We start from the raw sequence: 24,636 nt of genomic DNA, 5'->3' as shown, positions 1-24,636 counted from the left end.
GCGCACCCAATTATTTATATGCAAATCGGTAGGTTAAATATTTAACTTAATGCTTGATCTCGGTTTTCGGGTGAGTGGACTTAAATAGGACGGGATAGGTATCCAGTGCCGGACAGTAACAAATACACGCCATCCGCGACCCCGTCACCTCTGCCCTGGCAGGGGGAATCCTGGCAGCGGCTCGGCGCCCAGTGGCGGGCGGAACGCTTTCCGCACGCCTTGTTGTTAAGCGGGCAGGCGGGTCTCGGTAAACGGCGTTTTGCAGAAGCTTTTGTCGCGCTGGCGCTGTGCGAGCAGCCGCGGGATGGACTGGCGTGTGGCGACTGTCGGGGCTGCCGTCTGTGGCAGGCGGGTTCGCACCCGGATTTTCTCCGGGTCGAGCCGGACAAATCCGGTGGTCCCATCAAGGTGGAACAGATTCGCCGGTTGGGGGAATTTGTTGCCAGGACCAGCGGCAGAGAGGGGGCGCGGGTGATCTGGCTGGCACCTGCGGAGGCGATGAATGCCAGCGCGGCCAACGCTTTGCTGAAGAACCTGGAAGAGCCGGCAGCGGCGGTGATCTTTTTGCTGATCACCGACGCAGCGGCAGGGCTGTTACCGACGATTCGCAGCCGTTGCCAACTGTTGCCCTTTGCGGCGCCACCAGAGGATACGGCGTTGAGCTGGCTGAAGGCGGGCGGTCTCGATGGCGAGATCGGGCGGCGGGTACTGGCGCTGGCGAGTGGTGCGCCGCTGTTGGCGCTGCAGCTGGCGGAACCGGAGTTCCGGGAAGCCCGTGATCAGTTCCTACAGGATCTGTCAGCGCTCAGCCGCGCTGGCGCTAGCGCCGTGGCGATAGCCGGGCGTTGGGCAACCCCATCCGGCGATATAGAACTCACTATGTTGCTGCAGTTCTGGCAGCATTGGGTTACGCAGATGCTGCGTGCGCGCAGTTGCGATCTGACCCTGGACCCGCAAATCATGGGATTGCTGCAGCGACTGCCCAGGGTGGGGCAGAGAGATCTGCGCGCTCTGTTCAGCTTTTACGATCACCTGTCCCAGGGGCGCCAGGCACTGGTGAGCGGAGCCAATCCCAATCGGGTTTTGCTGCTGGAGGAACTGTTGGTGCGATGGGGGAGGCTCTACCAGTGACCGGTTGCGACGAAGCTACCGCACCGGTGAGGTGTGGGTTCTGTGGAATCTGGACAGCCGCCGGCTGCTCGGATAAGTTATCCCGTTACGGGAACAACAGGGGGCGATCATGAAGGCCATGGGAGGCGGTGCCCGCAACGGCATCCTTTCATTGAAGATTCGCGACAAGTCGGTGCTCTATGCGGCCTATATGCCGTATGTCAAAAACGGCGGCCTGTTTATCAGTACGGACAAGGCCTACAACCTTGGCGATGACGTTTTCCTGCTGCTCAGCCTGATGGATGAGCCGGAGAAGGTCCCGGTGGCGGGTAAGGTAGTGTGGGTCACCCCCACCGGTGCCCAGGGCAACCGCACTCCCGGCGTGGGGATCCAATTCAGCGATAAGGACCACGTAGCGCAAAACAAGATTGAGACCTATCTGGCCGGATCGCTGGAATCGAACCGACCGACTCACACGCTGTAAATACCCCATGCTTGTTGATTCTCACTGTCACCTGGACCGGCTAAAGCTGGATCAATTCGATGGCGGCCTCGATGCCGTACTGGCGTTGGCCCGCGATCGTGGCGTGCATAAGTTTTTGTGTGTGGGCATCAGCCTGGACAATGTCGAGCGGGTAGTGGAGCTGGCGGCCGCTTATAGTGACGTGGTCTGCTCCGTCGGTGTGCATCCACTGGATGTGGAGTCAGGGCTGGCGGAAGTCGACACCCTGCTGGCGCTGGCACGCAAGCCTGGTGTCGTCGCGCTGGGAGAAACCGGTCTGGATTTTTATTACAGCACCGACACCAAGGAAATTCAGCGGCGCAGCTTTACCGCGCATCTGCAGGCGGCCGGGCAGGCCGGGCTGCCGGTGATAGTGCACAGTCGCGATGCCCGCGAGGAAACCATCGACCTGATTCGGGCCCATGGAAATCCGGAGCACGCCGGGGTACTGCACTGTTTCACAGAGAGCTGGGAGATGGCCAGAGCCGCGCTGGATCTCAATTACTATATCTCCCTGTCCGGCATAGTGACCTTCAAGAATGCGGCGGCGCTGCGCGACGTTGCCCGCAGGATCCCCCTGGACCGACTGCTGGTGGAAACCGATTCCCCATACCTGGCACCGGTTCCCTATCGCGGCAAATCCAATATACCCGCCTATGTACGCGAGGTGGCGGAGTTTGTCGCAGATCTGCGCGGCTTGCCCTTCGAACGGCTGGCCGAAGCGACCACTGAAAACTTTTTTCGCTTGTTTCCCCGGGCCATTTGAGCCCATTACAGGATTTTACTCTCTATGATGCAGCGACAATTGCAGCTGATGCTGACCCTGCAGGATGAAATCAATACGCTTGTCAACACTGACTGGCGGCAGCAGAATTTTCCCTGGTACCGGGCCATTTGGGTGGAGAGCGCCGAACTATTGGATCATTTCGGTTGGAAGTGGTGGAAAAAGCAGGAGCCGGAGCTGGACCAGGTCAAGCTGGAGCTGGTCGATATCTGGCACTTTGGCCTCAGCCTCGAGCTGCAGCAGGGCAGTCCGGATCAAGTGGCCAGTGCCATGGAGGCGGAGCTGAGCGGGCAAAATAGAATTGCCGGCGATTTCCGTGCGAATCTGGAGACTTTTACCCTCAATACCCTCGCCAGCCGTCAGTTCGATCTCACGGGATTCGCGCAACTGCTGGCCGACGTGGACATGGGTTTCGATGAGCTCTACCGGCGCTATGTAGGTAAGAATATTCTCAACCGCTTTCGACAGGAACACGGGTATAAAGACGGTACCTACGTCAAGGTGTGGTGCGGCCGCGAGGACAACGAGCACCTGGCCGAGCTTACCGATAGCCTGGATACGGGCGAGGCGGACTTTGCAGAGCAACTCTACAGGGCCCTGGCGGAGCGTTACAGAGCCGTGTCCAAAGCTCCGGCTAACTAGGACCTGTTCACACTAACGGGCGGCAGAAAGCCTTCCCCGGCTTTGCCCGGTCCGGGTTTGCGGCAGATGTCCCCATGCCCTCCGTGTCGGATCAAGCGGTTGCGCGCTTGATTTGCGACCCGAACATCTTTGCTGGGGGCAGCAGGTTGCTGGAGAAGCCGTTTCACTGGCCTGCCAGGGACCGGGCCAGGTGAAATTTGTCCCCAAGTCTCTATAATGCGGCCCGCCTACAATCGAGGGAGAACCATTGTGAAAGCACCTGTACGTGTTGCCGTCACCGGCGCGGCTGGCCAGATCAGCTATTCTCTGCTGTTCCGCATCGCTTCGGGCGAAATGCTGGGCAAAGATCAACCGGTCATTCTGCAACTGCTGGAAATCACCCCCGCTCTGGAGGCACTCAAAGGGGTGGCCATGGAGCTGCAGGATTGCGCCTTCCCGCTGCTGGCGGGCATCATTCAAAGCGACGACGCCACGGTGGCGTTCAGGGACGCGGACTACGCCCTGCTGGTGGGTGCCCGCCCGCGGGGTCCGGGAATGGAACGCAAGGACCTGCTGGAAGCCAATGCGGCAATTTTCTCCGCCCAGGGCAAGGCACTGAACGATGTCGCCTCCCGCAGTGTCAAGGTGCTGGTGGTCGGGAACCCGGCCAATACCAATGCGCTGATCGCCCAGCGCAATGCGCCGGATCTGGACCCGCGCAACTTTACCGCCATGACCCGCCTGGACCACAATCGCGCACTGTCGCAGCTGGCGGACAAGACCGACTCATCGGTAAACGACATCACCCATATGACCATTTGGGGCAATCACTCTTCCACCCAGTACCCGGATCTCCACCATGTAAAGGTTGCCGGTGGCAACGCTATGGATAAGGTGGAGCAGAGCTGGTACGAGGACGATTTTATTCCGACCGTCCAGCAGCGCGGTGCGGCCATCATCAAAGCCCGTGGCGCTTCTTCCGCTGCATCAGCGGCCAACGCTGCCATCGATCACATGCGTGATTGGGCGCTGGGCACAGCGGATGGCGACTGGACCAGCATGGCGATATACAGCGATGGCTCCTACGGCATAGAGGAGGGTCTGATTTACTCCTTTCCCTGCACCTGTCGTGATGGGGACTGGAGTGTTGTTCAGGATCTGGACATCAACGAGTTTTCCCGTGAAAAAATGCTGGCCACCGAACGGGAACTGATCGAAGAGCGTGACGCGGTGGCGCATCTGCTACCCTGATCCCTTCGGAATAGCTGCCCGGGGCAATCCGCCCAGTGAGCGGATTGCCGTTTTGGGTCCGCCGTTCCAGCAACGCTGTGGTTCGCTTCTGGAAAGTGCCGATGCCCAGACCCGGTTAAGCGGGCAATCCAATAGCTGATCCTTCACCCATTGGATTGTCGCCCTTGAAAGCCGGGCAATCGTGCGACAGGGGCTGCGCAGGCCTCCATCCCGCGGCGGCATTTCCTTGTAACCCATTAACCCGGCAACTTATAGTTGTCGGGTTGCTAACTGTCCGGCCGGGCGCGTATTTCAACTATTCTCTGTTGCGCGTCTACACTGAAAGGACCCGCCCGGCAACTCCGCTGAGGCAGTACTGAACTAACCAGAGGTTCCCTAGCTGGCCTGAGGACACTGTGCCATGGTTACTGAAGTGGGCCGAACCTCTCCGCGCAACGCCTGTATTCTACTGGCCCCGAACCAGTCCCTTTCGCTGGCCGGCAACCTGTGGGTCCTGGTTTCCCTGCTCGCGGTCTCTCTGGGTATCAGCATCGCTTTCGCTCTATCCGGGGCCTGGATGATACTGCCGTTCGCGGGCCTGGAAGCCGCCTTGCTGTGTATTTTGTTGGGTTATGTCTACCTGCAGGGGACCAGGCGCGAAGTGATCCGAATCGATGGTCAGCGGGTAATACTCGATTGTTGTCGGGGGCATCGCCTGCGCAGTATCTATCGACGCGAGTTTATCCGCGACAGCTTGTCGGTCCTGGTGCGGGTGGAGGCAGGCAGCGGGCAACCGGCATCGCTGAGCTTCAGTGGCCCCGAGGGTTGTCTTGAAGTCGGGGGCTTTCTTACCGACGCGGAACTGGCCGATCTGGTGTGCAAACTGGGTCAGTGCGGAATTTGCGCACGCAGGGAGCGGCACTACCGCGAAAAAGATTTTTAGCAATGCCCGGCAGTATTTTCATTATAATCGCCAGCATTTGAATCGACGTTACAGGAGGGGAGGGGCATGGCTTTTCCAAAATTGGGCAATCTCGCGCCGGTATTTACGCTGACGAATCAGGATGGCAGAAAAGTTTCGCTAAAGGACTTTCGTGGCAAGAAAAACCTGGTGTTGTACTTCTATCCGAAGGCGCTGACGCCGGGCTGTACCACCCAGGCCTGTGGCATCAGGGACAGCATCGACCAGTTCGCAAAGGCGGACACGGTGGTACTCGGTATCAGCCCAGACCCCGAGAGCAAGTTACAGAAATTCATCGACAAGCACGGCCTCAATTTCGATCTACTGGCCGATGAGGACCATAAAATCGCAGACAAGTACGGCTGTTGGGGGCTGAAGAAGTTCATGGGCAGGGAGTACATGGGTCTGCTGAGAACCACTTTCATTATTGATCGGCAGGGTCGCCTGCGGCACATCATCGACAAAGTGAAAACCAAAAGCCACCACGATGATGTGCTGAGTTGGATTTGCGATAATCTTGAGTGAAGGCAGAAAATAAATCCGAAAGGTTTTTGGCCTGTTTACGGTTTCGCTTTGTCGGGTGATTATTAAGCGGTTGGGTAACCTCAGACCTGGAGGGTGCCGGTTGTTGCGACTATTTGTTTGCTCGACTCGGATGAAGGCCTCCTCCAGTATAATCCCTCACCGCCGGTGGGGTTATACCGTCGCTTTGGGCGCCCTTCCCAGGGGCGCTGGTTTATAAGTTCTTTTTTAATTGATAAAGCAGATCCTGCGCATGCCTCTATAACGCAAGGGGCTAATTGCTCGACAGCCCAGCCGAAATTTTAAAATTATCGAAAATAATTTGATTAGAAGGGCGGGTGACGTCGAAACTAACTTCCACCTGACGGTGAGGTCAAATCGCTGCCGGGTTGGTGTGCAACAATTCGAGTACCAATCCACGGTTATATGAATAGATTCATTGATTGATAAGTCCCGTTTCTATGGTCTGTAAGATTGCTACGGCGTAAAAATCCCTTTTGTGTTATTCCGGACCCCACTGGATTATCGAATTAATTAGTATAGGGGTACGCCAAATTGGCGTTTGACTGTTTTTTCACAATCGTCAAAAAAAAAACCTCCTGGCATCCCTTGCATTTCAAATCTTGGTCTATACTCGACTGTGTGAAGGAAAGGTGCGCCGGTAACCCAGTTGTATCCCTTTCGGGAGTTGCCGGGGCGCTAAGTAGTTTACAAATTGAACAGCTCTATGGAGGGTTCGATGTCTGCTTCAGTAACATCCTTTCAATCGGTTCACGACCCGCTCGCCAGGCGGCGATGGGACAGACTGAGGTGTTAAGGGATTCGCAGGATGCGGACAAAGAAAAATAACTACGGCTCACGGAACTTATAAGGAGCAGCTCGATGAATCATATTCAACCAGACCAAACCTCTCTTTCCGAAGACAAACCACTCCAGCAGGCCATGGCGTCGGGAGATCCCAATATTCTCGACCAGCTACTGGCACCGCCGGAGGCCACCAGCTTTGGCATAGCCGCGCGGGTAATCGATGTACTGGAACAGCGCATAGGCAAAGCATCGCTCGCCATTCGCCCGGTGGCGTCGGACCTCAGCATGTCGACCCGCACGCTTCAGCGCCGCCTGCAGGAGCACAGCCTCAGCTTCGCGTCGCTGCGCGACCATGTCCGTTTCCGCCACGCGGTGCATTTCCTCAAGGATACTGCGCTGAGTGTGGATGGTATTTCCAGGATCCTGGATTTCTCCGACCGGACCAGCTTCACCAGCGCCTTCAAGCGCTGGACCGGTATGTCCCCAACCGGCTATCGGCGTCAGGTTCGACAGCGCTTCTAAATGTGTCACAGGGCCGCGCGGCTTCGGTCGCGCGGCCCGCCCGACATTGCTTCCAAGTGTTAAACCCGTTAGAGTTGGCGGCAAATTTATAGGCTGACTCTTATCGAGGTTTGCGAATGAGTTTTTTTATCCCCACTGCAATGGCACAGCAGGCGGCTCCCGCACCGCAGGGTAATCCGATGGTGACCCTGCTGCTGTTTGCGGGCCTGTTTGCCTTTATGTGGTTGTTTATTATCCGGCCACAACGCAAGCGCCAGAAGGAACATCAGGAACTGGTGAGCGCTTTGAAGAAGGGCGATGAGGTGGTCATGAGCAGCGGTATGCTGGGCCGTGTCGAAAAAGTAGACGATGACTACATACTGCTGGAAGTGGCTGACAAGATGTCGTTGAGGTTCCAGAAGGTGGCGGTGCACGCGGTTCTGCCCAAGGGTACGATCAAAAACGTCTAAACGGACCGGATACAGCTGTACCGGAATCGTCTGAGCCCGGCCCTGGCCGGGTTTTTTGTCCACCCTCTGTGAAGGTGCGCCATGTCTCTCGCCTTTCCCGCCCGGGTTTCCCTGGCCCAGCTCCCCACTCCGCTGCAACCACTGAATCGCATCAGTGAAAAGTATTCAAAGCCCTATGGCGGACCGAGAATCTGGGTCAAGCGTGACGATTTGACCGAGAGCGGCATGTCCGGCAACAAGCTGCGCAAGCTGGAGTTCGTCGCCGGCGCCGCACTGGAACAGGGTTGTGATACCTTGATCACCTGTGGCGGTATCCAGTCAAACCATTGTCGCACCACCGCCCTGGTGGGCGCTCGGCTGGGGCTGCGCGTGCAGCTGATATTGCGCGGGCAGCACAGTGGCGCAGCCGACGGCAATCTTCTGCTGGACGAACTGGCGGGCGCCATGGTGGCTTTTTATTCACCCGGGCAATACTTCAGTCAACTGGAGCAGTTGTTCGAGCATTGGCGTGACTATCATGCACAGCTGGGGCACAAATCGCTGAGTATCCCCACTGGTGCCAGTGACGGTTTGGGCATCTGGGGCTATATCGCCGGGGTGCAGGAGCTGTTGGAAGATTGTCGCAACGCGGGGTTCGAGCCGGAGCATATAGTCTGTGCAACTGGCAGTGGCGGTACCCAGGCGGGTTTGACCCTTGGGGCGCACATCGCCGGCGTCCGGACCCATGTCACCGGCTTTGCCGTATGTGACAGTGCCGATTATTTTCGGCGCAAGGTGCTCGAGGATGTGGGGCAGTGGCGGCAGGCCACGGGCAGCAATGCCGATGAGCGGGCCCTGGACATTCGCGTCAATGAGCACTATATCGGCCCGGGCTACGCACTGGCGGAGGAGCCGGTTTACCGGGCCATCAGCGAAGTGGCCAGGCTGGAGGGGCTGATACTGGACCCGGTTTATACCGGCAAGGCGTTTTATGGACTGCTGCAGGAACTCAGCAAGGGGACCTACAGCGATTGTGACAACCTGGTATTCGTGCATACCGGAGGGCAATTCGGCCTTTTTCCCCACCGGGAACACTTCTCTTTCCCTCCCTGAACAGGCTGGTTACTGTTCTAGGTGCCGGGAAACTGCTAACCTGCGCAGCGAATCTGGATCCTTTTTGTTCACAAAACAATCAAAACATAGTAACAGTAGTGAGGGCTTCGCTTGGAATCTTTTAATCATCTGCTGCTGACCCTCGATGGCTTCCTGGGTTCGGCTTTCTGGTTTCCCTGGGTTTTGCTGGGAGTGGGCTTCTTCTTTACCCTCTATTTGGGATTTCCCCAGATCCGCTATTTCGGCCATGCCATCAAGATAGTAAGGGGCAAGTACGACAAACCCGGTGACCCGGGGGATACCTCACATTTCCAGGCGCTGTCCACGGCGCTCTCGGGTACTGTTGGTACCGGTAACATCGGCGGTGTCGGTCTGGCAATTTTTCTCGGTGGGCCCGCAGCCCTGTTCTGGATGTGGGTGACCGCGTTTCTCGGCATGACAACCAAGTTCGTCGAAGTGACCCTTTCTCACAAGTACCGGGTCAAGGCCGCCGATGGATACTATGCCGGTGGCCCCATGTATTACATGGAACGGCGCCTGAATATGAAATGGCTTGCGGTTCTGTTTGCCATCGCCACCGTCATAAGCTCCTTTGGCACCGGCAGCCTGCCGCAGGTCAACAATATCGCCCAGGCAATGCACGATACCTTCGGCCTCAACAAGGCGCTGACCGGTGGCGTATTGGCTATCCTGTTGGGCCTGGTGATCATTGGCGGTATCACCCGTATCGCCAAAGTGACCTCCACTATAGTGCCGGTGATGGCGGTGCTCTATATTGTCGGTGCGCTGGCGGTGATCATCTACAATTACCAGAACATCATTCCCTCCTTTGAGGCGATTTTCCGGGATGCCTTCAATGGTACCGCGGCGGCCGGCGGCTTCCTCGGCGCCACCTTCGCCTACGCCTTCAACCGGGGCGTCAACCGCGGGCTCTTTTCCAACGAGGCGGGGCAGGGGTCTGCACCCATAGCGCACGCCTCAGCAAGAGCCGATGAGCCGGTTTCCGAAGGTATGGTGTCACTGCTCGAACCATTCATCGATACCATTATCATCTGTACCCTCACCGGATTGGTTATCCTGTCTTCCGGTGTCTGGACCGAGAAGCATATGAATCGCTTCGAGCGCGCGGATCTGCTGGTGGTCGATGGCACCTATTCGGATGCCAAGGCGGAAGATGTACAGACGCTGTTCAGTTATCTGAGCGGCGGCGACAGCGAGGTTAAGCCTTTTAACGGTCACCTTGTGGTGGCCGACGGACGTGCACTCAATGAGGAAGAGTTCACAGTAATCAATGCCCGCTCAGTGGCGGAGGATGTTGAGTATCGTGTGGGCGAAGATGCGTTCAGTGGTGTGCTGACGGTAGTCGACGGCGAGTTCGTGAATCCCGATATTGAAATCTGGGGTAATTCTCTGGTGCATTCCGTCGCCCTGACAAATATTGCCTTTAAGCGGGGATTCCTGGGAGATTACGGCAGCCTGATTGTCACTCTGGGTATTCTATTGTTCGCATTTTCAACGGCGATCGCCTGGTCCTACTATGGTGATCGCTCCATGATTTACCTGTTCGGCCCCCGAGCGGTCATGCCCTATCGCCTGGTCTATGTGGTTGCCTTCTTCTGGGCCGCGATAGAGGATACTACTGTGATCTGGAACTTGTCGGCGGTGACCATTGTAATTATGACCCTGCCCAACCTGTTTGGTATTTCCATTCTGGCACGGGAAATGAAGGGTACGGTCAAGGACTACTGGAAGGACCCGAGTCACAAGTAGGTGAAACCCGGATAAAAAAGGCGGCCTTAGAGGCCGCCTTTTTTAATGGTGATCAAATTCAGACATTGAGCAGCAAATACTCCCGCTCCCAGGAACTGATCACCCGATTGAACTCTTCATACTCATCGCGCTTGATCGCACTCCATGCGCGGACAAATTTGTCTCCAAACATCTCTGCAGCCTCATCACATTCCGCCAACAGACTCAGCGCATGTTCCTGTGTCCGCGGAAGCGAAATAGGCTCGTAGGAGCAGTCACCTTCATAGGGCTTGTCCGGTTCTATCTCGTTGATGATGCCCAGATAGCCACAGGCCAGCGAAGCGGCGATCGCCAGGTAGGGATTGCAGTCTGCGCCCGGAAAACGATTTTCCAGGCGTTTTCCCTGCGGTGCGCTGTCCGGTACCCGCAGGCCGGTGGTGCGGTTGTCATAGCCCCAGTGCAAACTGGTCGGTGCCGCCATTTCCGGGGTGAAGCGACGGTAGGAATTGACGTTGGGCGCAAAGAAACTGATAAACCCGGGAATGTATTTTTGCATTCCGCCAATGAAGTGCATAAAAGTCCGGTTTTCTTCGCCCTGAGCATCCACAAAGATATTCTGCCCCGTTTCCACATCCACGATACTCTGGTGAATATGCAGGGCGCTGCCGGGCTCGTGTTCCATTGGTTTGGCCATGAAGGTGGCGTATATACCGTGCCGAAGCGCGGTTTCACGCACAGTGCGCTTGAACGTGAACACCTGATCCGCTAGCTTCAATGGATCCCCGTGGAGAAAATTGATTTCCATTTGCGCAGTGCCGGATTCGTGAATCAGTGTGTCGACGTCGAGTCCCTGCGCTTCGGAGAAGTCGTACATATCCTCGATAATGGGTTCGTATTCATTGGCAGCATCGATACTGTAGGACTGCCGCGTCTTTTCGGTGCGCCCGGACCGGCCAACCGGCGCTGAGAGCTTTTCATCCGGGTCCAGGTTGCGCTTGACGAGATAAAACTCCACCTCTGGCGCCACCACCGGTTTCCAGCCCCTAGCTGCGTACTTGTCCAGGACAAACCTGAGGATATTGCGGGTACTGATCGGATGCAGCTGGCCGTCCCGGGTAAAACAGTCGTGTATGATCTGTGCGGTGGGCTCGTTGGCCCAGGGGTTAAGTCGCACCGAATCCGGGTCTGGAACCAGCAGCATATCCGTGTCCGCAGGGTCCACCAACTCGTTGTGCTCGTCGACAAAGTCTCCCGTCACTGTCTGCACCAGGATGCTCTCCGGCAGGCGGCTGTCCTGAGCCAGGAACTTGGACGTGGGAGTGAATTTTCCCCGCGCATTGCCGGACATATCGGGCACCAGACACTCTACCTCGGAAATATTATGCTCTCTGAGCCACTGTGTGATTTTGTCCATTGTTCACCTTGCTCGAAATGATCCGCCCCTGTGGGCAGTGCTGTGTATCGCTCAGTTATATGGGGCGCGCTGGAGGCCTGTTGCCTTTGCCGCAGCAACGGCATGGGCTGACTTGCCTGCGCAGCACAGAACTCTGCCTCTCGATCCATGTCTCCAGGGGGGATCGAGTTTAGTGTGAATAGCCCTTAGTATACGCACCGCGCCTGCGTTGGCAGACTGCCAGGTGACAGTCGCTTAAACACAGCCGCCCATCCGCTGGCCGGTGGATTTTCCGGTGCACAGGTTTTGATTATTGCAGAAAACCGAATTATTATTCAACTTTACTGAAGAGTTATTCGGTTATTCCCTGGACACCACTGGAGAAAACTCTATGTCCGCCAACGGCACCGCTGACATATTCCCCGGGCACGTCGAGTCCTACTATGCTGCCAGCGCCAATACGACGTCCGCTTATCCTTCGCTTGAAACTACTGTCGATGCGGATGTCTGTATCATTGGCGCCGGTTACACGGGCCTATCCTCCGCTTTGCACCTTGCGGAACGCGGCTACAAGGTAGTAGTCCTCGAAGCTGAAAGGGTCGGTTGGGGCGCCTCCGGACGCAATGGTGGGCATGTGGGGGTCGGCCAGCGCCGGGGACAGGATGACCTGGAACATATGTTCGGCCTGGATACCGCCCGGCAGCTGTGGGACATGGGTGTCGCGGCGGTAGGGTTAGTGGAGGATCTGATCTCGCGCCACGGGATTCAATGCGATCTCAAACGCGGCATTATGCACCTTGCCGCCAAGCGAAGCCACGATGCTGACCTGGAGCAGGAAGCGGCGCTTTTGCGCCAACGTTACGGATACGAGCAGATCCAGTATATCGGCCGCGACCAGGCCAGAAGCCTGGTGGGATCCGAGCGCTATTATGGTGCCCAACTGGACAGTGGATCTCTGCACCTGCACCCCCTGAATTTTGCTCTGGGACTTGCGGATTCGGCCGCCAGCGCCGGGGTGGAGTTTTACGAGTACAGCCGCGTGACAGGCTATCGGGGTGGTAGCCCATGCCGGGTGGAAACTGCCAAAGGGCAAGTAAACGCCAAGAATGTGATCCTGGCCTGCAATGGCTATCTCGGTCGGCTGGAGCCGCGCCTGGCGGGCAAGATAATGCCCATCAACAATTTTGTCCTGGCCACCGAACCCCTGTCCGAAGCACTGGCGAAAGAGTTGATAGGCAATGATTACGCGCTGCAGGACACGCTGTTTGTGATCAACTATTGGAAGCTTTCCGGTGATAACCGCCTTATTTTTGGTGGCGGCGAGAACTATACATCCCGGTATCCGCAAGATGTCCGCAGTTTTGTCCGCAAATATATGCTGAGAGTCTACCCACAGTTAGCGGGCACCAGGATTGACTTCGGCTGGGGTGGAACCCTGGCGATTACCCTCAACCGCATGCCCCACATAGGCCGCCTGGAGCCCAACGTCTATTACGCTCAAGGCTACTCCGGTCATGGAGTGCCCACAGCTACCTTTGCCGGCAAGGTGATTGCCGAGGCGGTGGCGGGGACAGAGGAGCGTTTTGACGTATTGGCGCAGATACCGACTCCAACTTTTCCTGGCGGCACCCTGTTGCGCTGGCCTGGCCTGGTGGCCGGTATGCTCTATTACGGCCTCAAGGACAAGCTTGGGAGCTGAGATCAACGGCATGGCGCAGGATAAATTTGAATAATAATTCGGTTTATGAGATAACCGAGATTAGCAACTTCATTATCGTTGGGTGCGGCCATCGCTGTATCGGGTGGACAACCCTGAACAAAAACAAAGACGGGGGCTAAGATGCCTGTTAAAGACTTGTACTTGCAGTCCAGTAGAAACCTTCTCGCTTCCGCCATCGGTGGTATTGTCATTGCACTGAGTACCGGCGCCTCTGCCGCCGAGATTGAGGAGATCACCGTAACCGCACAGATGCGCGCCGAATCCCTCAAGGATGTGCCCATAGCGGTCAGCGCTTTCACCGGCGATATGGTCAAGAAGAGCAACCTGAACGATTTCAAAGACCTTTTTGCCCTGACCCCGGGTATTTCCGGTGAGACCAATGACTCCTTCTTCGATGCAGTATCTGTGCGCGGTGTGAACAACAACAGCTTCGGGAGCGGCAGCGATCCCGCGCTGGGGGTTTTTCTGGATGGCGTCTACCAGAGCCGCACCGGGGCCACTCCCAGTCTCTACGATCTGGAGCGGGTCGAGGTGGTCAAGGGACCACAGGGTACCCTGTTTGGGCGCAATACCGCTTCCGGTGCCATCTCCATGGTGGCGCGGAAGCCCGGCGACACCTTTGCCGGGGACCTTTCCATTAACGCCGGAGAGTACAATCGCGCTAACTTCGAGGGTGGCGTAGACCTGCCACTGGGCGAAGACTTCGCCGTGCGCATCGCCGGAATACACCGCCAGGAAGATGGTCACATCGAAAACCTCGCCGGTGGACGGGACCTGGGGGCCAGCGAAACCGACGCTGTGCGGATCACCACCGTTTACCAGGGTTTTGACAGCACCTCCATTACCCTGATGGCGCAGTACGAAGATCGCGAGGGTGACGGTACCATTTACCGCGCGCTGGACACCGACGGTGATTACGATCAGGTGTACAACGACGCCCAGGGCAAAGACGAATCTGAAATTGGTGATGTCATCCTAACCGTGGAACACGACCTGGCCAGTGGCACCACTCTCTCCTCCATCACCGGTTACAAGACCCACAATTACAGCTACCTGGAGGATTTCGACGGTACCAGCGATCCTATCGATGTCTACACCCGTGATCAGAGTGGTGACTTTTTCAGCCAGGAATTTCGCCTGACCTCAAACAGCAGTGGCCCCTTCAACTGGGTCTTGGGAGCTTCCTATTATCAGGAAGATCTCGATGCCTCCTTTGCCGGTACCGACAATGAGGATTTTATCTGCGACGGTATCTATGCGGTTGAGTGGGAGGAGGGATTGGATAGCTTCGATACCTGCGCGAGCCTGCCCCAAGACGTTCTCGACGAGGCGTTTGGTCTCGAGGGTGAAGCCTGGCAATACGCCCCCGGCAGACTCTCCATCGAAGCCGCCGATACCCGTGGCGAATACTCCGGTTGGGGTGTGTTCGCCAATACTACTTTCGATCTGACTGACGCCACCACCCTGGGTCTGGGGATACGCTATACCGAAGACCGGAAGAAATTCAGCGTGGATTCCCCCACTCCCGAGACGTTTACCAGCGGTTGGAACTACCAGGCGTTGTACACGGATGGCCCCATCAGCGGTGACAATACCTGGAGTAACGTATCCGGTCGTGCAACGCTCACTCAGGTGCTCAGTGATGCAGTCACGGCCTATGCCAGTGTCGCGACCGGTTATAAATCCGGCGGCTTTGACTATCTGACCTACCACATCATCGACCCCGCTTACGGCACCGACGAAGACAGCCAGGCCCAGTGGCTGGAAGAACAGGGTTACGAAGTAAACGCTGGTAATGCCGAACCCAACCGCTTTGACGAGGAGCAGGTATTGTCCTATGAGTTGGGCGTGAAAGCGCGCCTGCTGGATAACCGATTGGCGCTGAACGCGGCGGCCTTCCACTATACCTACGATAATCTGCAGCAGGCGTTCTTTGTCGGTGCAGCGGCGGTAACCCGCAACGTAGGGGAGTCCCAAGGCCAGGGTCTCGAAATGGATGCACGCTGGTTGATTACCGATAACCTGGATCTCTATCTCGGGCTGGCATGGCTGGATACCGAGTTCAGTGGCGCACCCCAAGAGTTGTGTGAGAGCTGTGATGGCAATGAAATGGCATTGTCTCCGAATTTTTCCTCCTCCGCGATCCTCACCTACTCGCACATGACAGACCTTGGTGAAGTATCCGTATCCACCGAATACAATTATACCGGTGAGCAGTTTTCCGACCTGGAGAACACCGAAGAAGTACGGCTCGATCAGCGTAATATCATAAACCTGCGCGTGGCGCTCACTTCCGCCGACGACAGCTGGACAGCGGGCATCTATGCCGAAAATCTCACCAATGAAGAATACTACCACTGGGGATACGCGGAAGCAGACTACAATCTGCCAGCCACCAAGACAGATCCATCCCGCGGTCGTGTTCTCGGCGTTAATCTGGATTACCGCTTTTGAATCGCAGGCCGCCTCCATACCAAAGCCGGCAGTGATGCCGGCTTTTTTGGCCGCAGATACCCACCGAATAGCTCAGGTCAAAGCGATGGTTTTGGTGGTAAACTCCACCCCATGCACAGGGGGAGTCCGCTTTGTCCAATATTGAACAACGTAAACGCAAGAGCCAACTGGCCCCCCGTCGGGCTCCGGTTCAGGCCCGCGCACGGGAGCGTACCCGGCAGATTCTCGACACCACCGGGCGTCTGTTGGAGGAAGTGGGCCTCAACGATCTCACCACCATCCTCATTGCCCGGGAACTCGGCGTTTCTGTGGGTTCCCTCTACCACTATTTTCCCAACAAGCATGCCATCCTTTACGCTATGGGAGAACAGTGGCTCACCAGTATGACAACGGCACTTGAAGCTCTGGCGGACTGTGAACTGGAGCTAATGCCGCTGGAACAATTCGTGCAGGAGCTGCTGGACAGGCTGGTCGCTGTTTACCGCGAGCAACAGGGCCTGCTGCCGCTGGTACAGGCCATGTGGGGAATACCGGAATTACACGAACTGGACGAGAGGCATGACGAACTGGTGATCAATCATCTGATCGCCATGTTCAGGCGCCTCGATTTTCTGTGCCCGCCCAATGAATTGAATCGCCTCGCGCGTGCCACCCTGGAGTCCTGCCATGCGTTGTTGCTGGTAGTCGTCAACCAGTGCGGGGTCCGCTCCGCACGCACCCAGGAGGATTTGCAGGCGATGCTCCTGACCCTGCTGAGTCGCCACCGAAGGGAGCGCCGGCCGGCTGGACTCGACGACGTGGAGTCCCCCTGATGCACCTGTCGAACAAACTGGTGATTGCAATATCGTCCCGGGCCCTGTTCGACTTGCAAGATAGCCACCGTGTGTTTGAAGAGCGGGGGCTCGAGGCTTTTGCCGCCTATCAGATTGAAAAAGAGAACGACGTTCTGGCCAAGGGCGATGCCTTTCCACTGGTGGAAAAATTCCTGCGGATCAACCAATTGCTCAGTGGCGAAGCTGGCGTTGAAGTAATTCTACTGTCCCGCAATAGTGCCGACACAGGCCTGCGGGTTTTCAACTCCATTGAGCACTATGGCCTGAATATTACCCGCGCGGCCTTTTGTAACGGCGACAGCCCCTATCGCTATATTGCGCCATTTGGGTGTCACCTGTTTTTATCCAGTGACGGACAGGATGTGCGCCGGGCGCTGGAACAGGGGGTTGCGGCTGCAACACTGGTCGCCGGCGGGGAAGGGCACCGCTCCGACCCCATGCTGCGCTTCGCATTTGACGGCGATGCAGTCATCTTCTCTGACGAGGCTGAGCAAATCTTCAAGCGGGAAGGGCTGGCCGCATTTACCGCAGCCGAGCAGGCCAGGGCACAGACACCGTTGGGAGGAGGGCCCTTCAAGGGATTTCTCGAGGCCCTGCAGCGACTGCAAGTGGAGTTCGGCCCCGATTGCCCCATCCGCACCGCCCTGGTCACTGCCAGATCCGCGCCGGCCCATGAGCGGGTCATTCGCACCCTGAGGGAGTGGAACATCCGCATCGACGAGTCGGTGTTCCTGGGTGGACTGCCCAAGGGAGAGTTTCTGCGCGCTTTCGGAGCTGACGTATTTTTCGACGATCAGCCCAATCATTGTGCATCCGCGGCGGAACATGTGGCCACTGGACATGTGCCCCACGGGATTGCCAACCTGGAAGACTAGGCGTTGTCGGCATCCGTCCCTCTGTAATGGTCGGAGTTCTGCCCCAGGCCTCCCGGCAAAATTAGGGGAAAGAGACAGGTTGGCCCGGTATTCAATGGGTAATGGCGCCTCTTGCGGTGTCTTTCCTGCGCAAATTCACCCCGTTATTTGCCCAGCAAGATACTTGGCTGCTATTCTTTTCTTGCATATCTTTCCGTAGTTTTATAACTGTACATGGAGAGCCACTTCACACAGCAGGGGTGGCGACAATAGGGAAAATTACCAAGGGATCGACTATGAAGCTGCAGCAGTTGCGTTATATCTGGGAAGTTGCCCACCACGACCTCAATGTATCTGCCACAGCACAGAGCCTGTTCACCTCCCAGCCCGGTATCAGCAAACAAATTCGATTGCTGGAGGATGAGTTGGGTGTGGAGATTTTCGCTCGCAGTGGCAAGCACCTGACCCGGGTCACGCCCGCTGGCGAGGCAATTCTCAAAACTGCCGGTGAAATCATGCGCAAGGTGGAAAACATCAAACAGGTTGCGCAGGAATTCAGCAATGACCGGAGAGGCAGTCTGTCTATTGCCACTACCCACACGCAGGCGCGATACGCACTGCCTGCCGTAATCAAATCCTTTATTACCCGCTATCCGGAAGTGTCCCTGCACATGAACCAGGGTACCCCTATGCAGATTTCGGAGATGGCGGCGGACGGCACCGCCGACTTTGCCATCGCCACCGAAGCCCTGGAGCTGTTCAGCGACCTGGTCATGATGCCCGTATACCGATGGAATCGCTGCGTCCTGGTGCCGCGGGATCACCCTCTGTGCAGTACCTCCAGGCTGACCCTGGAAGAGGTCGCAGAGCACCCCATTGTTACTTATGTATTCGGATTTACCGGACGCTCCAAGCTGGATGAAGCGTTTTTGCAAAAAGGCCTGTCCCCGAAGGTGGTGTTCACCGCCGCCGATGCGGATGTCATCAAGACCTATGTGCGGCTTGGCCTGGGTATCGGCATCGTAGCCGACATGGCGGTGGACGAAGCGGAAGAGGACCTTGTAGCTCTGGATGCCAGTGGGCTATTCGAATCCAGTATCACCAAAATAGGCTTCCGCAAGGGCATATTCCTGCGAGGCTTTATGTATGAATTCATCCAGCAATTTGCCCCACATCTGACCCGTGAACTGGTGGACCAGGCAGCCTATGCTTCTTCCCGCGCGGAGGTGGATGAGATCTTTGCCGGTATGGAGCTGCCTGTATATTGACGATGGATGTGCTCTCCCTCATTGCATAACCCTCTACCAGCTCAACTCTTGTTTGGCGGCGTATATCGTCAAACTCGATTATTTTACGCCTCTCTGCTTCCCACTCTTAGCTCGAACCTTGCGTTCTGTGTGGACATAAACAGTATCGGTTGTGGCCATACTAGAGTGCCCCAAATCCTCAGATAGATCTTTGAGTGGGCGCCCGCGCTCAATTTCCATGCTCGCACCTGTGTGTCTGAGCCAGTGTGTAGATGCTTCTTTAAGTTTCTGCGCACTATCTTCATTCTCAGCCTGACGCATTTCATCGTAGGCCCGATCTAAAACTTGCTGGACTACGCGGGTAAGCTGCCGGGAAGTCATACCGCCTTGTCCGCGAATTTTCTCGACGATGGGCTGAATCTCCCTTGAAGTTGGCAGTGGACTTAAGCCTCTATAAGCGCGATACCGTTTGAGAAATGGAATGAAGCTATCTGGGACCGTTATATCGCGTAATTTTCGGCCTTTACCGAAAATCTTTAGCCACCAGTTGCCATCAGAATCTTGCCAAAAATGGCTCATGATAGGGGTCCACTGGGGACGCTCAGATAACTCTGATATTCGCAAAAACAAGGCTTTCAATGCACAAATTACAAACAAGCTCCGCTCATAGATAGGATCTTCGTTGGCCATTGTAAGTGCAACATCAAACACATATTGCCACTGAGCCTCGGTAAGCCGTCGGACTTCCTTTACCTGGGCATCCTTAATGAAATGACGGCAGTCGCGTTTGGCAATCTGCGCAGGATTACCGAACAGATATTCCTCGTCCATCAAATACTTATAGAAAGCAATAATCCCGGTAAATGTGGCGGATAAGGTTTGTTGTGACGGCTTGTACTTTTTTTTGTCAGAAGCTGAGTTACTAGTGTCACTGTTTTTTGGCAGCTTGAGCTTATACGGCGCCCACGATTTGTTCTGAATATATCGGCCGTTGTTGAGCATGAACTTGCCGTGGTTGGCCAGGCAGATCCAGGATACTGGCGGTTGCCAGCAGAAATCCGCATACTCGAGAATATCGGCCTTGCGCAGTCGCTCCATGGGTGTACCTTTGACGAGGAACACCCACAACAGGAAACGTTCGGTTTCATTTCGGAAGCGTGTAAAGGTATGCTCGGACTTGTTACGGCCCGTGTAGTTCAGGAACTCCTGACCCCAGTGCCAGTGGGCTTGCCACCAGGGCTCACCGGATTCCAGAAAGTATCGGACATCTGGATAATCATTGAAGCTGAAGTCCTTGAGTTCGCCATATGTGGGATATAACGGAATGGGTTTACGAATTGCCATGAGTAAGCCTGAAGTCCGGGTTTTCAATTGGAAATTCATTTTACTGGTCTTTATATTCTATGTCTAATGCTAAACAGTATACGACATAGCGAGAGGCTTAGTGGCACATGGGCTGTAGCCTGCCCGACGACATAACCTCGATTTTAGTTGATTAGCAGCGCCCCTCCTCTGTCGTTCAATCTAACCCGATTTGCGACCACCCAGCATGGTGCAGTCACAGTGTTTTGGGCCGTGCGTAGATCTCCCCAAACTCAATATCGAAGTCCACCAACTCCGGTTGAATGCGCTCCAGCTCCGTACACAGGTCCACACACAGGTCCACCAGCGCCGCCTTAACCCGGTCCGCGGACTCCATGGAGCCGGTAAAGGCGCAGTGCGCCGGGCAGCGATAACCCGAGTTGATCACCATTGGTTTCTTAAACCGCTCCCTCACCCTGATCAATCGGTGCAAGGTGTCATCCGAGAAGTGGTTTTTGCCACAACAACGGCAAGCCAACTCCTCTTCCGTGAAGTAGTCGTTCTTGAACATGGGATCACCGGAAATAAAAAAACCCGCCAGGATCAACCGGCGAGGTTGTGAGTTAGGGGAGTATTTGTTTTACAGTAAAAGCCGACTTATGGCGGCCTATCAGGATGATAGCTGCACATACTTCTGCTGCAGCTTACCGGAAAATAGCAATTTCACTGCGCACTGTCAATACATACAGTCTGTTTTTTTGTCCAAGCTTTCAAAGTAACCTCAGTGTTTAGTTAGGCGCCAGTCCTTTCTGTGTACATACTCCATGATTTTCAGAAGCATATTCTTTGGAGGCAGAAGCCCGCTCCGCCGTGTATGCCAAACTCACACCACGCATAAGCAAACGTAGTTTATCCAAAACCAACCAGGCTGTGTAGGCGCCGCTAATATGAGGTTCAACAACCTATGGGTATTGTTTCAGAATTAGACGGATATTTCTTCAACACAAACCGGACAACTCCACCTCAATGACACAATCGCTATTAAACATAAGATCACCAGAGCCGGAAAAGCCCGCACTGGACGGGCTTAATTTAAAAAAGATGAAATTTCTCTAGAGATAGAGCTAACAAACATTTCTTAAAAAATAAGACACTGAAAGCCTATAAGCTTACCTGTACGCTCAGAGTATTTGGGATTGATACCCCAGCCACCAACACAAACGCTATCCGGGAAGTTTCCTGACTGCCCTGGGAAGGTAAAGTTCCACGAACTAGGGCAATAGGTTGTCCCAGAAAGGTGACCGCCACAAGTATAAGCGCCTTCGCATAAATATTCGATGCAAGAACCTCCACCAGACACAACAGGATCAGAATAACTGATAATTTGCTCAGTAGTAACAATATTATGATCACTAGCATAAGTTGAAACTTCAGCTGACATAGTGGTAACCGCAAAGAAACAAAATACAGCTGTTACGAGCAATGTAGATATTTTAAGCATTGCATACTTCCTTGTTATTGGTTAATTATTAGTTAGAGTTACTAAAAAATTTACAAATAAAATCTGAACTGCCAGATCAAATTATCAATAGCAATCTATTTCATCAATACCAATTAGAAATATTAAATTCTTTATTAATAACTTTAATTATAAATTTAGTTACTTCACCCTACATAAGATAAGTGATACTCTTCTTTAAAAAATCAAATAATGCTTTGAAAGAAGATAGCCATGAAATCGTATTTAAATATGCTGCAAAATAGTAAAAATATTTAAGTTAATCCATAAAAATTACAAAGCAATTCATATTCTATTCGAAAATCATGGAGGAAACGAAAATTCGATGAAATAAAGTCAAAAAGCGATACCGTAATGAAGAATACATAAAAAGGAAATTATTATAAAGGATAAGAACATGAAAAAGCTTTTCAGATTTCGGTTTATGAATTATTTATGCATCTCTTTTTTTTTATTAGCGGTAAGTGGAGTTGTCAAAAGTCAGGAAACCAATCAACTAATTATCAAATACAAGGGAAAAATCTCAGGTCATCAATTTGCACAAAAACTAAATGGAATACAACAGGTTGCTTCACATTACGGCGTTGCTCTTTCTAGCCAACGAACAATGTCCTTGGGGGCAGAAGTTGTCCGTCTTGACAAAAAGCTTCCAGATGAGGTAGTTGAAAATCTTGCTAAAGCGATCGCTAAAGTAGACAGTTCCATAGAGTACGCAGAGGCAGATACCTTGATGCAACCTGCCTTTGTCCCAAATGATGCTCGATATAATGAACAATGGCATTACTTCGAAAGCACTGGCGGCATAAGGGCGCCCAGTGCATGGAATAAATCAACTGGCTCGGGCGTTAATATAGCCGTAATTGATACTGGATATCGGCCACATGCTGATCTCACTGCGAACATTTTGCCTGGTTATGATTTCATTCACGATCCTAATGTATCGCTGGATGGTGACGGTCGTGACAGTGATGCGATCGATCCAGGTGATGGATGTTCTGGACGGGCAGATTCATGGCATGGTACGCACGTTGCTGGAACGATAGCGGCCAAGACGAATAATTCTATAGGTGTTGCGGGCGTGGCCTTTGACGCGAAGATAGTACCGGCTCGTACTTTGGGTTGTGGTGGCGGATATATTTCTGATATTGCTGATGCGATCACCTGGACCTCCGGTGGCAATGTCCCTGGTGTTCCTACAAATGCCAATGTAGCGAAGGTGCTCAACCTGTCTTTGAGTGGTTCCGGCGCTTGTGGTGAAACCTATCAAAAGGCCATCAATGGCGCCACGGATAGGGGTTCAGTCGTTGTTGTTTCTGCAGGCAATCAAAACACTGATGCCTCCACCCGTCGCCCAGCTAATTGTGATGGTGTTATTACTGTCGCTGCTACTGACAGAGCAGGAAATAGAGCGTATTACTCAAACTTTGGCAACACAGTTGAAATCGCAGCACCAGGAGGGGAAACTTCGGGTAACAAATCAAACCAGAATGGCGTCCTATCTACACTCAATACAGGAGTAACCTCCCCGGGTTCTGACACCTACGCTTTTTACGAAGGCACATCCATGGCCGCGCCGCATATCGCCGGCGTGGCGGCACTAATGCTGTCCGTACAGCCGAAAGCAACGCCAGAGCAGATTTCAATAGTTCTACAAGAAACCGCAAGAATAGCGCCAGGTACCTGCAATGGTTGTGGCGCAGGAATTGTCGATGCTGCAGCCGCAGTTAACGCTATGGACGATCTTCTTGTTGGACTGTATCGTTATTGGAATAGCGCGATTGGTGATCACACTCTCACAATCGATCGAAATGACAACCTATATGCATTTCTTGGGTACTCACTTGAAAAGATAGAAGCATATGTATCCTCAAAACCCAGATCTGGTTTTGTGCCCTTAAATCGCTATTGGAATGCAACACTGGGTGATAGTTTTCTTACTATAACGCGCAATGACCCAGGATTTGCTGCATTTGGCTATGAATTTGTGACAGAGGAAGGATATGTTTCCTCTAATTCTCGATCTGGTTTCGCACCTCTAAATCGTTATTGGAATCCCGATCTGGGGGATCACTTCCTTACCATTCTTCGAGATGACTATGCACTTGGCATATTTGGGTACACATTTGAAAGGATAGAAGGCTACGCGCAAAGTGAACCATATTAGCGAAACCTTCAGGTCTAATGAGCGGCCGCTAGTGAGGGTTAATAAAATACCAGTCGATCGTTAAATGTTTAGGTTAGGCACAGCTTCCATTAAATCACAGGGTCGTGATTTAATGGAAGCTGTGCTTAATCAGCTGCTTAAATGTAGTAGTTCAGACGGGCTGTTGAAAAACCACCCATTTTTCTCTTATTACCCGACTTCCCAATGCGCTGACCGCTCGACTGCCGTTGGAAGGAATTCGAGGCGATAGCCATCATTTTTTACCCAGACGCCCTGAACGGCCCTCCAGGAAGCCATATTTAGAATTTTAATCGCTAATTTACGCAAAAATGGGTTCATCGCTGCCACCCGTTTGAGGTTTTGCGTCAGTGCGGTCAGGTAAAACTGAATTTGGGCATTTGCCAATCCTCGGTATTTGGCCCGTCGGAGACAGTGGTTATCTTTCGCCTCGCCGAACAGCCCTTCCACTTTCCAGGCTCGCTCCGTCAGTTTGAATTTGAAGAGTCTGGTACTTTGCCTGCGGCGGACCTTGTCTATATGACTCTGGTGAAGACTCCTGTATACGAAGCGGGCTCGGTTTTTCTGTGAATCAGGTAAACAGGATGATCGCATCGAGCAGGTCTTACAATGTCCTCCCAAAATACGATACCGTTTCATAGCCCTCAACAAGTAGCGGGCTACCTATTGAGACACAAGCAGGTGTCGTTGCACCATGAGACGATTTATCAAATTGTTTACGCCGATAAGGCTGAGGGTGGCGACCTTTACAAACACTTGCGAGTGCTCTCCAGGCCCTACCGA

22 protein-coding genes and 1 pseudogene are annotated in these 24,636 nt (G+C 54.2%); 18 read left to right on the top strand and 5 right to left on the bottom strand.

The window, feature by feature from the left end; genetic code table 11:
• Positions 1-105: 105 nt before the first annotated feature.
• The 11 genes from ABVT36_RS12635 (at position 106) to ABVT36_RS12585 (ending at position 10,370) form a co-directional block, all read left to right on the top strand.
• Positions 106-1,131, top strand: a complete 1,026-nt coding sequence (locus ABVT36_RS12635) for a DNA polymerase III subunit delta' (RefSeq protein ID WP_368456891.1) — start codon at positions 106-108, stop codon at positions 1,129-1,131.
• A gap of 109 nt (positions 1,132-1,240) precedes the next feature.
• On the top strand, positions 1,241-1,594 hold the full coding sequence (locus ABVT36_RS12630) for a PilZ domain-containing protein (protein WP_367150347.1): 354 nt from the start codon (positions 1,241-1,243) through the stop codon (positions 1,592-1,594).
• Between the two features lie 7 nt (positions 1,595-1,601).
• Positions 1,602-2,378, top strand: coding sequence for a TatD family hydrolase (locus ABVT36_RS12625; RefSeq protein WP_368456890.1), 777 nt, complete (start codon positions 1,602-1,604; stop codon positions 2,376-2,378).
• Between the two features lie 27 nt (positions 2,379-2,405).
• Positions 2,406-3,038 carry a dUTP diphosphatase gene (locus ABVT36_RS12620; protein WP_368456938.1) on the top strand — a complete coding sequence of 211 codons (633 nt, stop codon included), beginning with the start codon at positions 2,406-2,408 and terminating at the stop codon, positions 3,036-3,038.
• Between the two features lie 249 nt (positions 3,039-3,287).
• Positions 3,288-4,268 carry a malate dehydrogenase gene (locus ABVT36_RS12615; protein WP_368456889.1) on the top strand — a complete coding sequence of 327 codons (981 nt, stop codon included), beginning with the start codon at positions 3,288-3,290 and terminating at the stop codon, positions 4,266-4,268.
• A gap of 400 nt (positions 4,269-4,668) precedes the next feature.
• Entirely contained in the window at positions 4,669-5,190 is a 522-nt protein-coding gene (locus ABVT36_RS12610) for a DUF2244 domain-containing protein (RefSeq protein WP_368456888.1), read from the top strand.
• 66 nt (positions 5,191-5,256) lie between these two features.
• A complete protein-coding gene (gene bcp, locus ABVT36_RS12605; protein ID WP_368456887.1) occupies positions 5,257-5,733 on the top strand; it encodes a thioredoxin-dependent thiol peroxidase in 477 nt (158 codons plus the stop codon).
• 879 nt (positions 5,734-6,612) lie between these two features.
• On the top strand, positions 6,613-7,059 hold the full coding sequence (locus ABVT36_RS12600) for a helix-turn-helix domain-containing protein (RefSeq protein ID WP_367150355.1): 447 nt from the start codon (positions 6,613-6,615) through the stop codon (positions 7,057-7,059).
• Between the two features lie 116 nt (positions 7,060-7,175).
• Positions 7,176-7,508, top strand: coding sequence for a preprotein translocase subunit YajC (gene yajC, locus ABVT36_RS12595; RefSeq protein ID WP_368456886.1), 333 nt, complete (start codon positions 7,176-7,178; stop codon positions 7,506-7,508).
• An 81-nt stretch (positions 7,509-7,589) separates the two neighbouring features.
• On the top strand, positions 7,590-8,600 hold the full coding sequence (locus tag ABVT36_RS12590; protein WP_368456885.1) for a D-cysteine desulfhydrase family protein: 1,011 nt from the start codon (positions 7,590-7,592) through the stop codon (positions 8,598-8,600).
• 111 nt (positions 8,601-8,711) lie between these two features.
• Positions 8,712-10,370 carry an alanine/glycine:cation symporter family protein gene (locus tag ABVT36_RS12585; protein ID WP_368456884.1) on the top strand — a complete coding sequence of 553 codons (1,659 nt, stop codon included), beginning with the start codon at positions 8,712-8,714 and terminating at the stop codon, positions 10,368-10,370.
• 58 nt (positions 10,371-10,428) lie between these two features.
• On the opposite strand, the gene ABVT36_RS12580 is transcribed toward ABVT36_RS12585, so the two are convergent.
• Entirely contained in the window at positions 10,429-11,763 is a 1,335-nt protein-coding gene (locus ABVT36_RS12580; protein WP_368456883.1) for a glutamine synthetase family protein, read from the bottom strand.
• Between the two features lie 370 nt (positions 11,764-12,133).
• Here ABVT36_RS12580 and ABVT36_RS12575 point away from each other — a divergent pair, with 370 nt between their 5' ends.
• The 5 genes from ABVT36_RS12575 (at position 12,134) to cysB (ending at position 18,871) form a co-directional block, all read left to right on the top strand.
• Positions 12,134-13,441 (top strand): NAD(P)/FAD-dependent oxidoreductase, encoded by a 1,308-nt coding sequence (locus tag ABVT36_RS12575; protein WP_368456882.1) that lies wholly within the window; start codon positions 12,134-12,136, stop codon positions 13,439-13,441.
• Positions 13,442-13,582: 141 nt separating this feature from the next.
• Positions 13,583-15,916 (top strand): TonB-dependent receptor, encoded by a 2,334-nt coding sequence (locus tag ABVT36_RS12570; protein WP_368456881.1) that lies wholly within the window; start codon positions 13,583-13,585, stop codon positions 15,914-15,916.
• A 131-nt stretch (positions 15,917-16,047) separates the two neighbouring features.
• Positions 16,048-16,728 (top strand): TetR/AcrR family transcriptional regulator, encoded by a 681-nt coding sequence (locus tag ABVT36_RS12565; protein ID WP_368456880.1) that lies wholly within the window; start codon positions 16,048-16,050, stop codon positions 16,726-16,728.
• Positions 16,728-17,624 (top strand): 5'-nucleotidase, encoded by an 897-nt coding sequence (locus tag ABVT36_RS12560; RefSeq protein ID WP_368456879.1) that lies wholly within the window; start codon positions 16,728-16,730, stop codon positions 17,622-17,624. The genes ABVT36_RS12565 and ABVT36_RS12560 overlap by 1 nt, the downstream gene beginning before the upstream one ends.
• A gap of 275 nt (positions 17,625-17,899) precedes the next feature.
• Positions 17,900-18,871 (top strand): HTH-type transcriptional regulator CysB, encoded by a 972-nt coding sequence (gene cysB, locus ABVT36_RS12555; protein WP_368456878.1) that lies wholly within the window; start codon positions 17,900-17,902, stop codon positions 18,869-18,871.
• 78 nt (positions 18,872-18,949) lie between these two features.
• On the opposite strand, the gene ABVT36_RS12550 is transcribed toward cysB, so the two are convergent.
• The 3 genes from ABVT36_RS12550 to ABVT36_RS12540 form a co-directional block, all read right to left on the bottom strand.
• A complete protein-coding gene (locus ABVT36_RS12550) occupies positions 18,950-20,194 on the bottom strand; it encodes a tyrosine-type recombinase/integrase (RefSeq protein ID WP_368456877.1) in 1,245 nt (414 codons plus the stop codon).
• Between the two features lie 214 nt (positions 20,195-20,408).
• The gene (locus ABVT36_RS12545; RefSeq protein WP_368456876.1) at positions 20,409-20,723 is read right to left on the bottom strand and encodes a D-Ala-D-Ala carboxypeptidase family metallohydrolase; all 315 of its coding nucleotides are present in this window, start codon (positions 20,721-20,723) and stop codon (positions 20,409-20,411) included.
• A gap of 567 nt (positions 20,724-21,290) precedes the next feature.
• Positions 21,291-21,653: a hypothetical protein gene (locus ABVT36_RS12540; protein WP_368456875.1), complete on the bottom strand. Its 363-nt coding sequence runs from the start codon at positions 21,651-21,653 to the stop codon at positions 21,291-21,293.
• A gap of 415 nt (positions 21,654-22,068) precedes the next feature.
• On the opposite strand from ABVT36_RS12540, the gene ABVT36_RS12535 reads away from it, so the two are divergent.
• Entirely contained in the window at positions 22,069-23,835 is a 1,767-nt protein-coding gene (locus tag ABVT36_RS12535; RefSeq protein WP_368456874.1) for a S8 family peptidase, read from the top strand.
• 189 nt (positions 23,836-24,024) lie between these two features.
• On the opposite strand, the gene ABVT36_RS12530 is transcribed toward ABVT36_RS12535, so the two are convergent.
• The gene (locus ABVT36_RS12530) at positions 24,025-24,492 is read right to left on the bottom strand and encodes a transposase (RefSeq protein WP_368456873.1); all 468 of its coding nucleotides are present in this window, start codon (positions 24,490-24,492) and stop codon (positions 24,025-24,027) included.
• On the opposite strand from ABVT36_RS12530, the pseudogene ABVT36_RS12525 reads away from it, so the two are divergent.
• Positions 24,493-24,636, top strand: a pseudogene (locus tag ABVT36_RS12525) (IS30 family transposase); the annotation flags it as partial.

Origin of the sequence: Microbulbifer sp. TYP-18, assembly GCF_040932045.1 — a bacterium.
Lineage (GTDB): Bacteria > Pseudomonadota > Gammaproteobacteria > Pseudomonadales > Cellvibrionaceae > Microbulbifer.
This window is presented reverse-complemented; position numbering and strand designations above follow the sequence as displayed.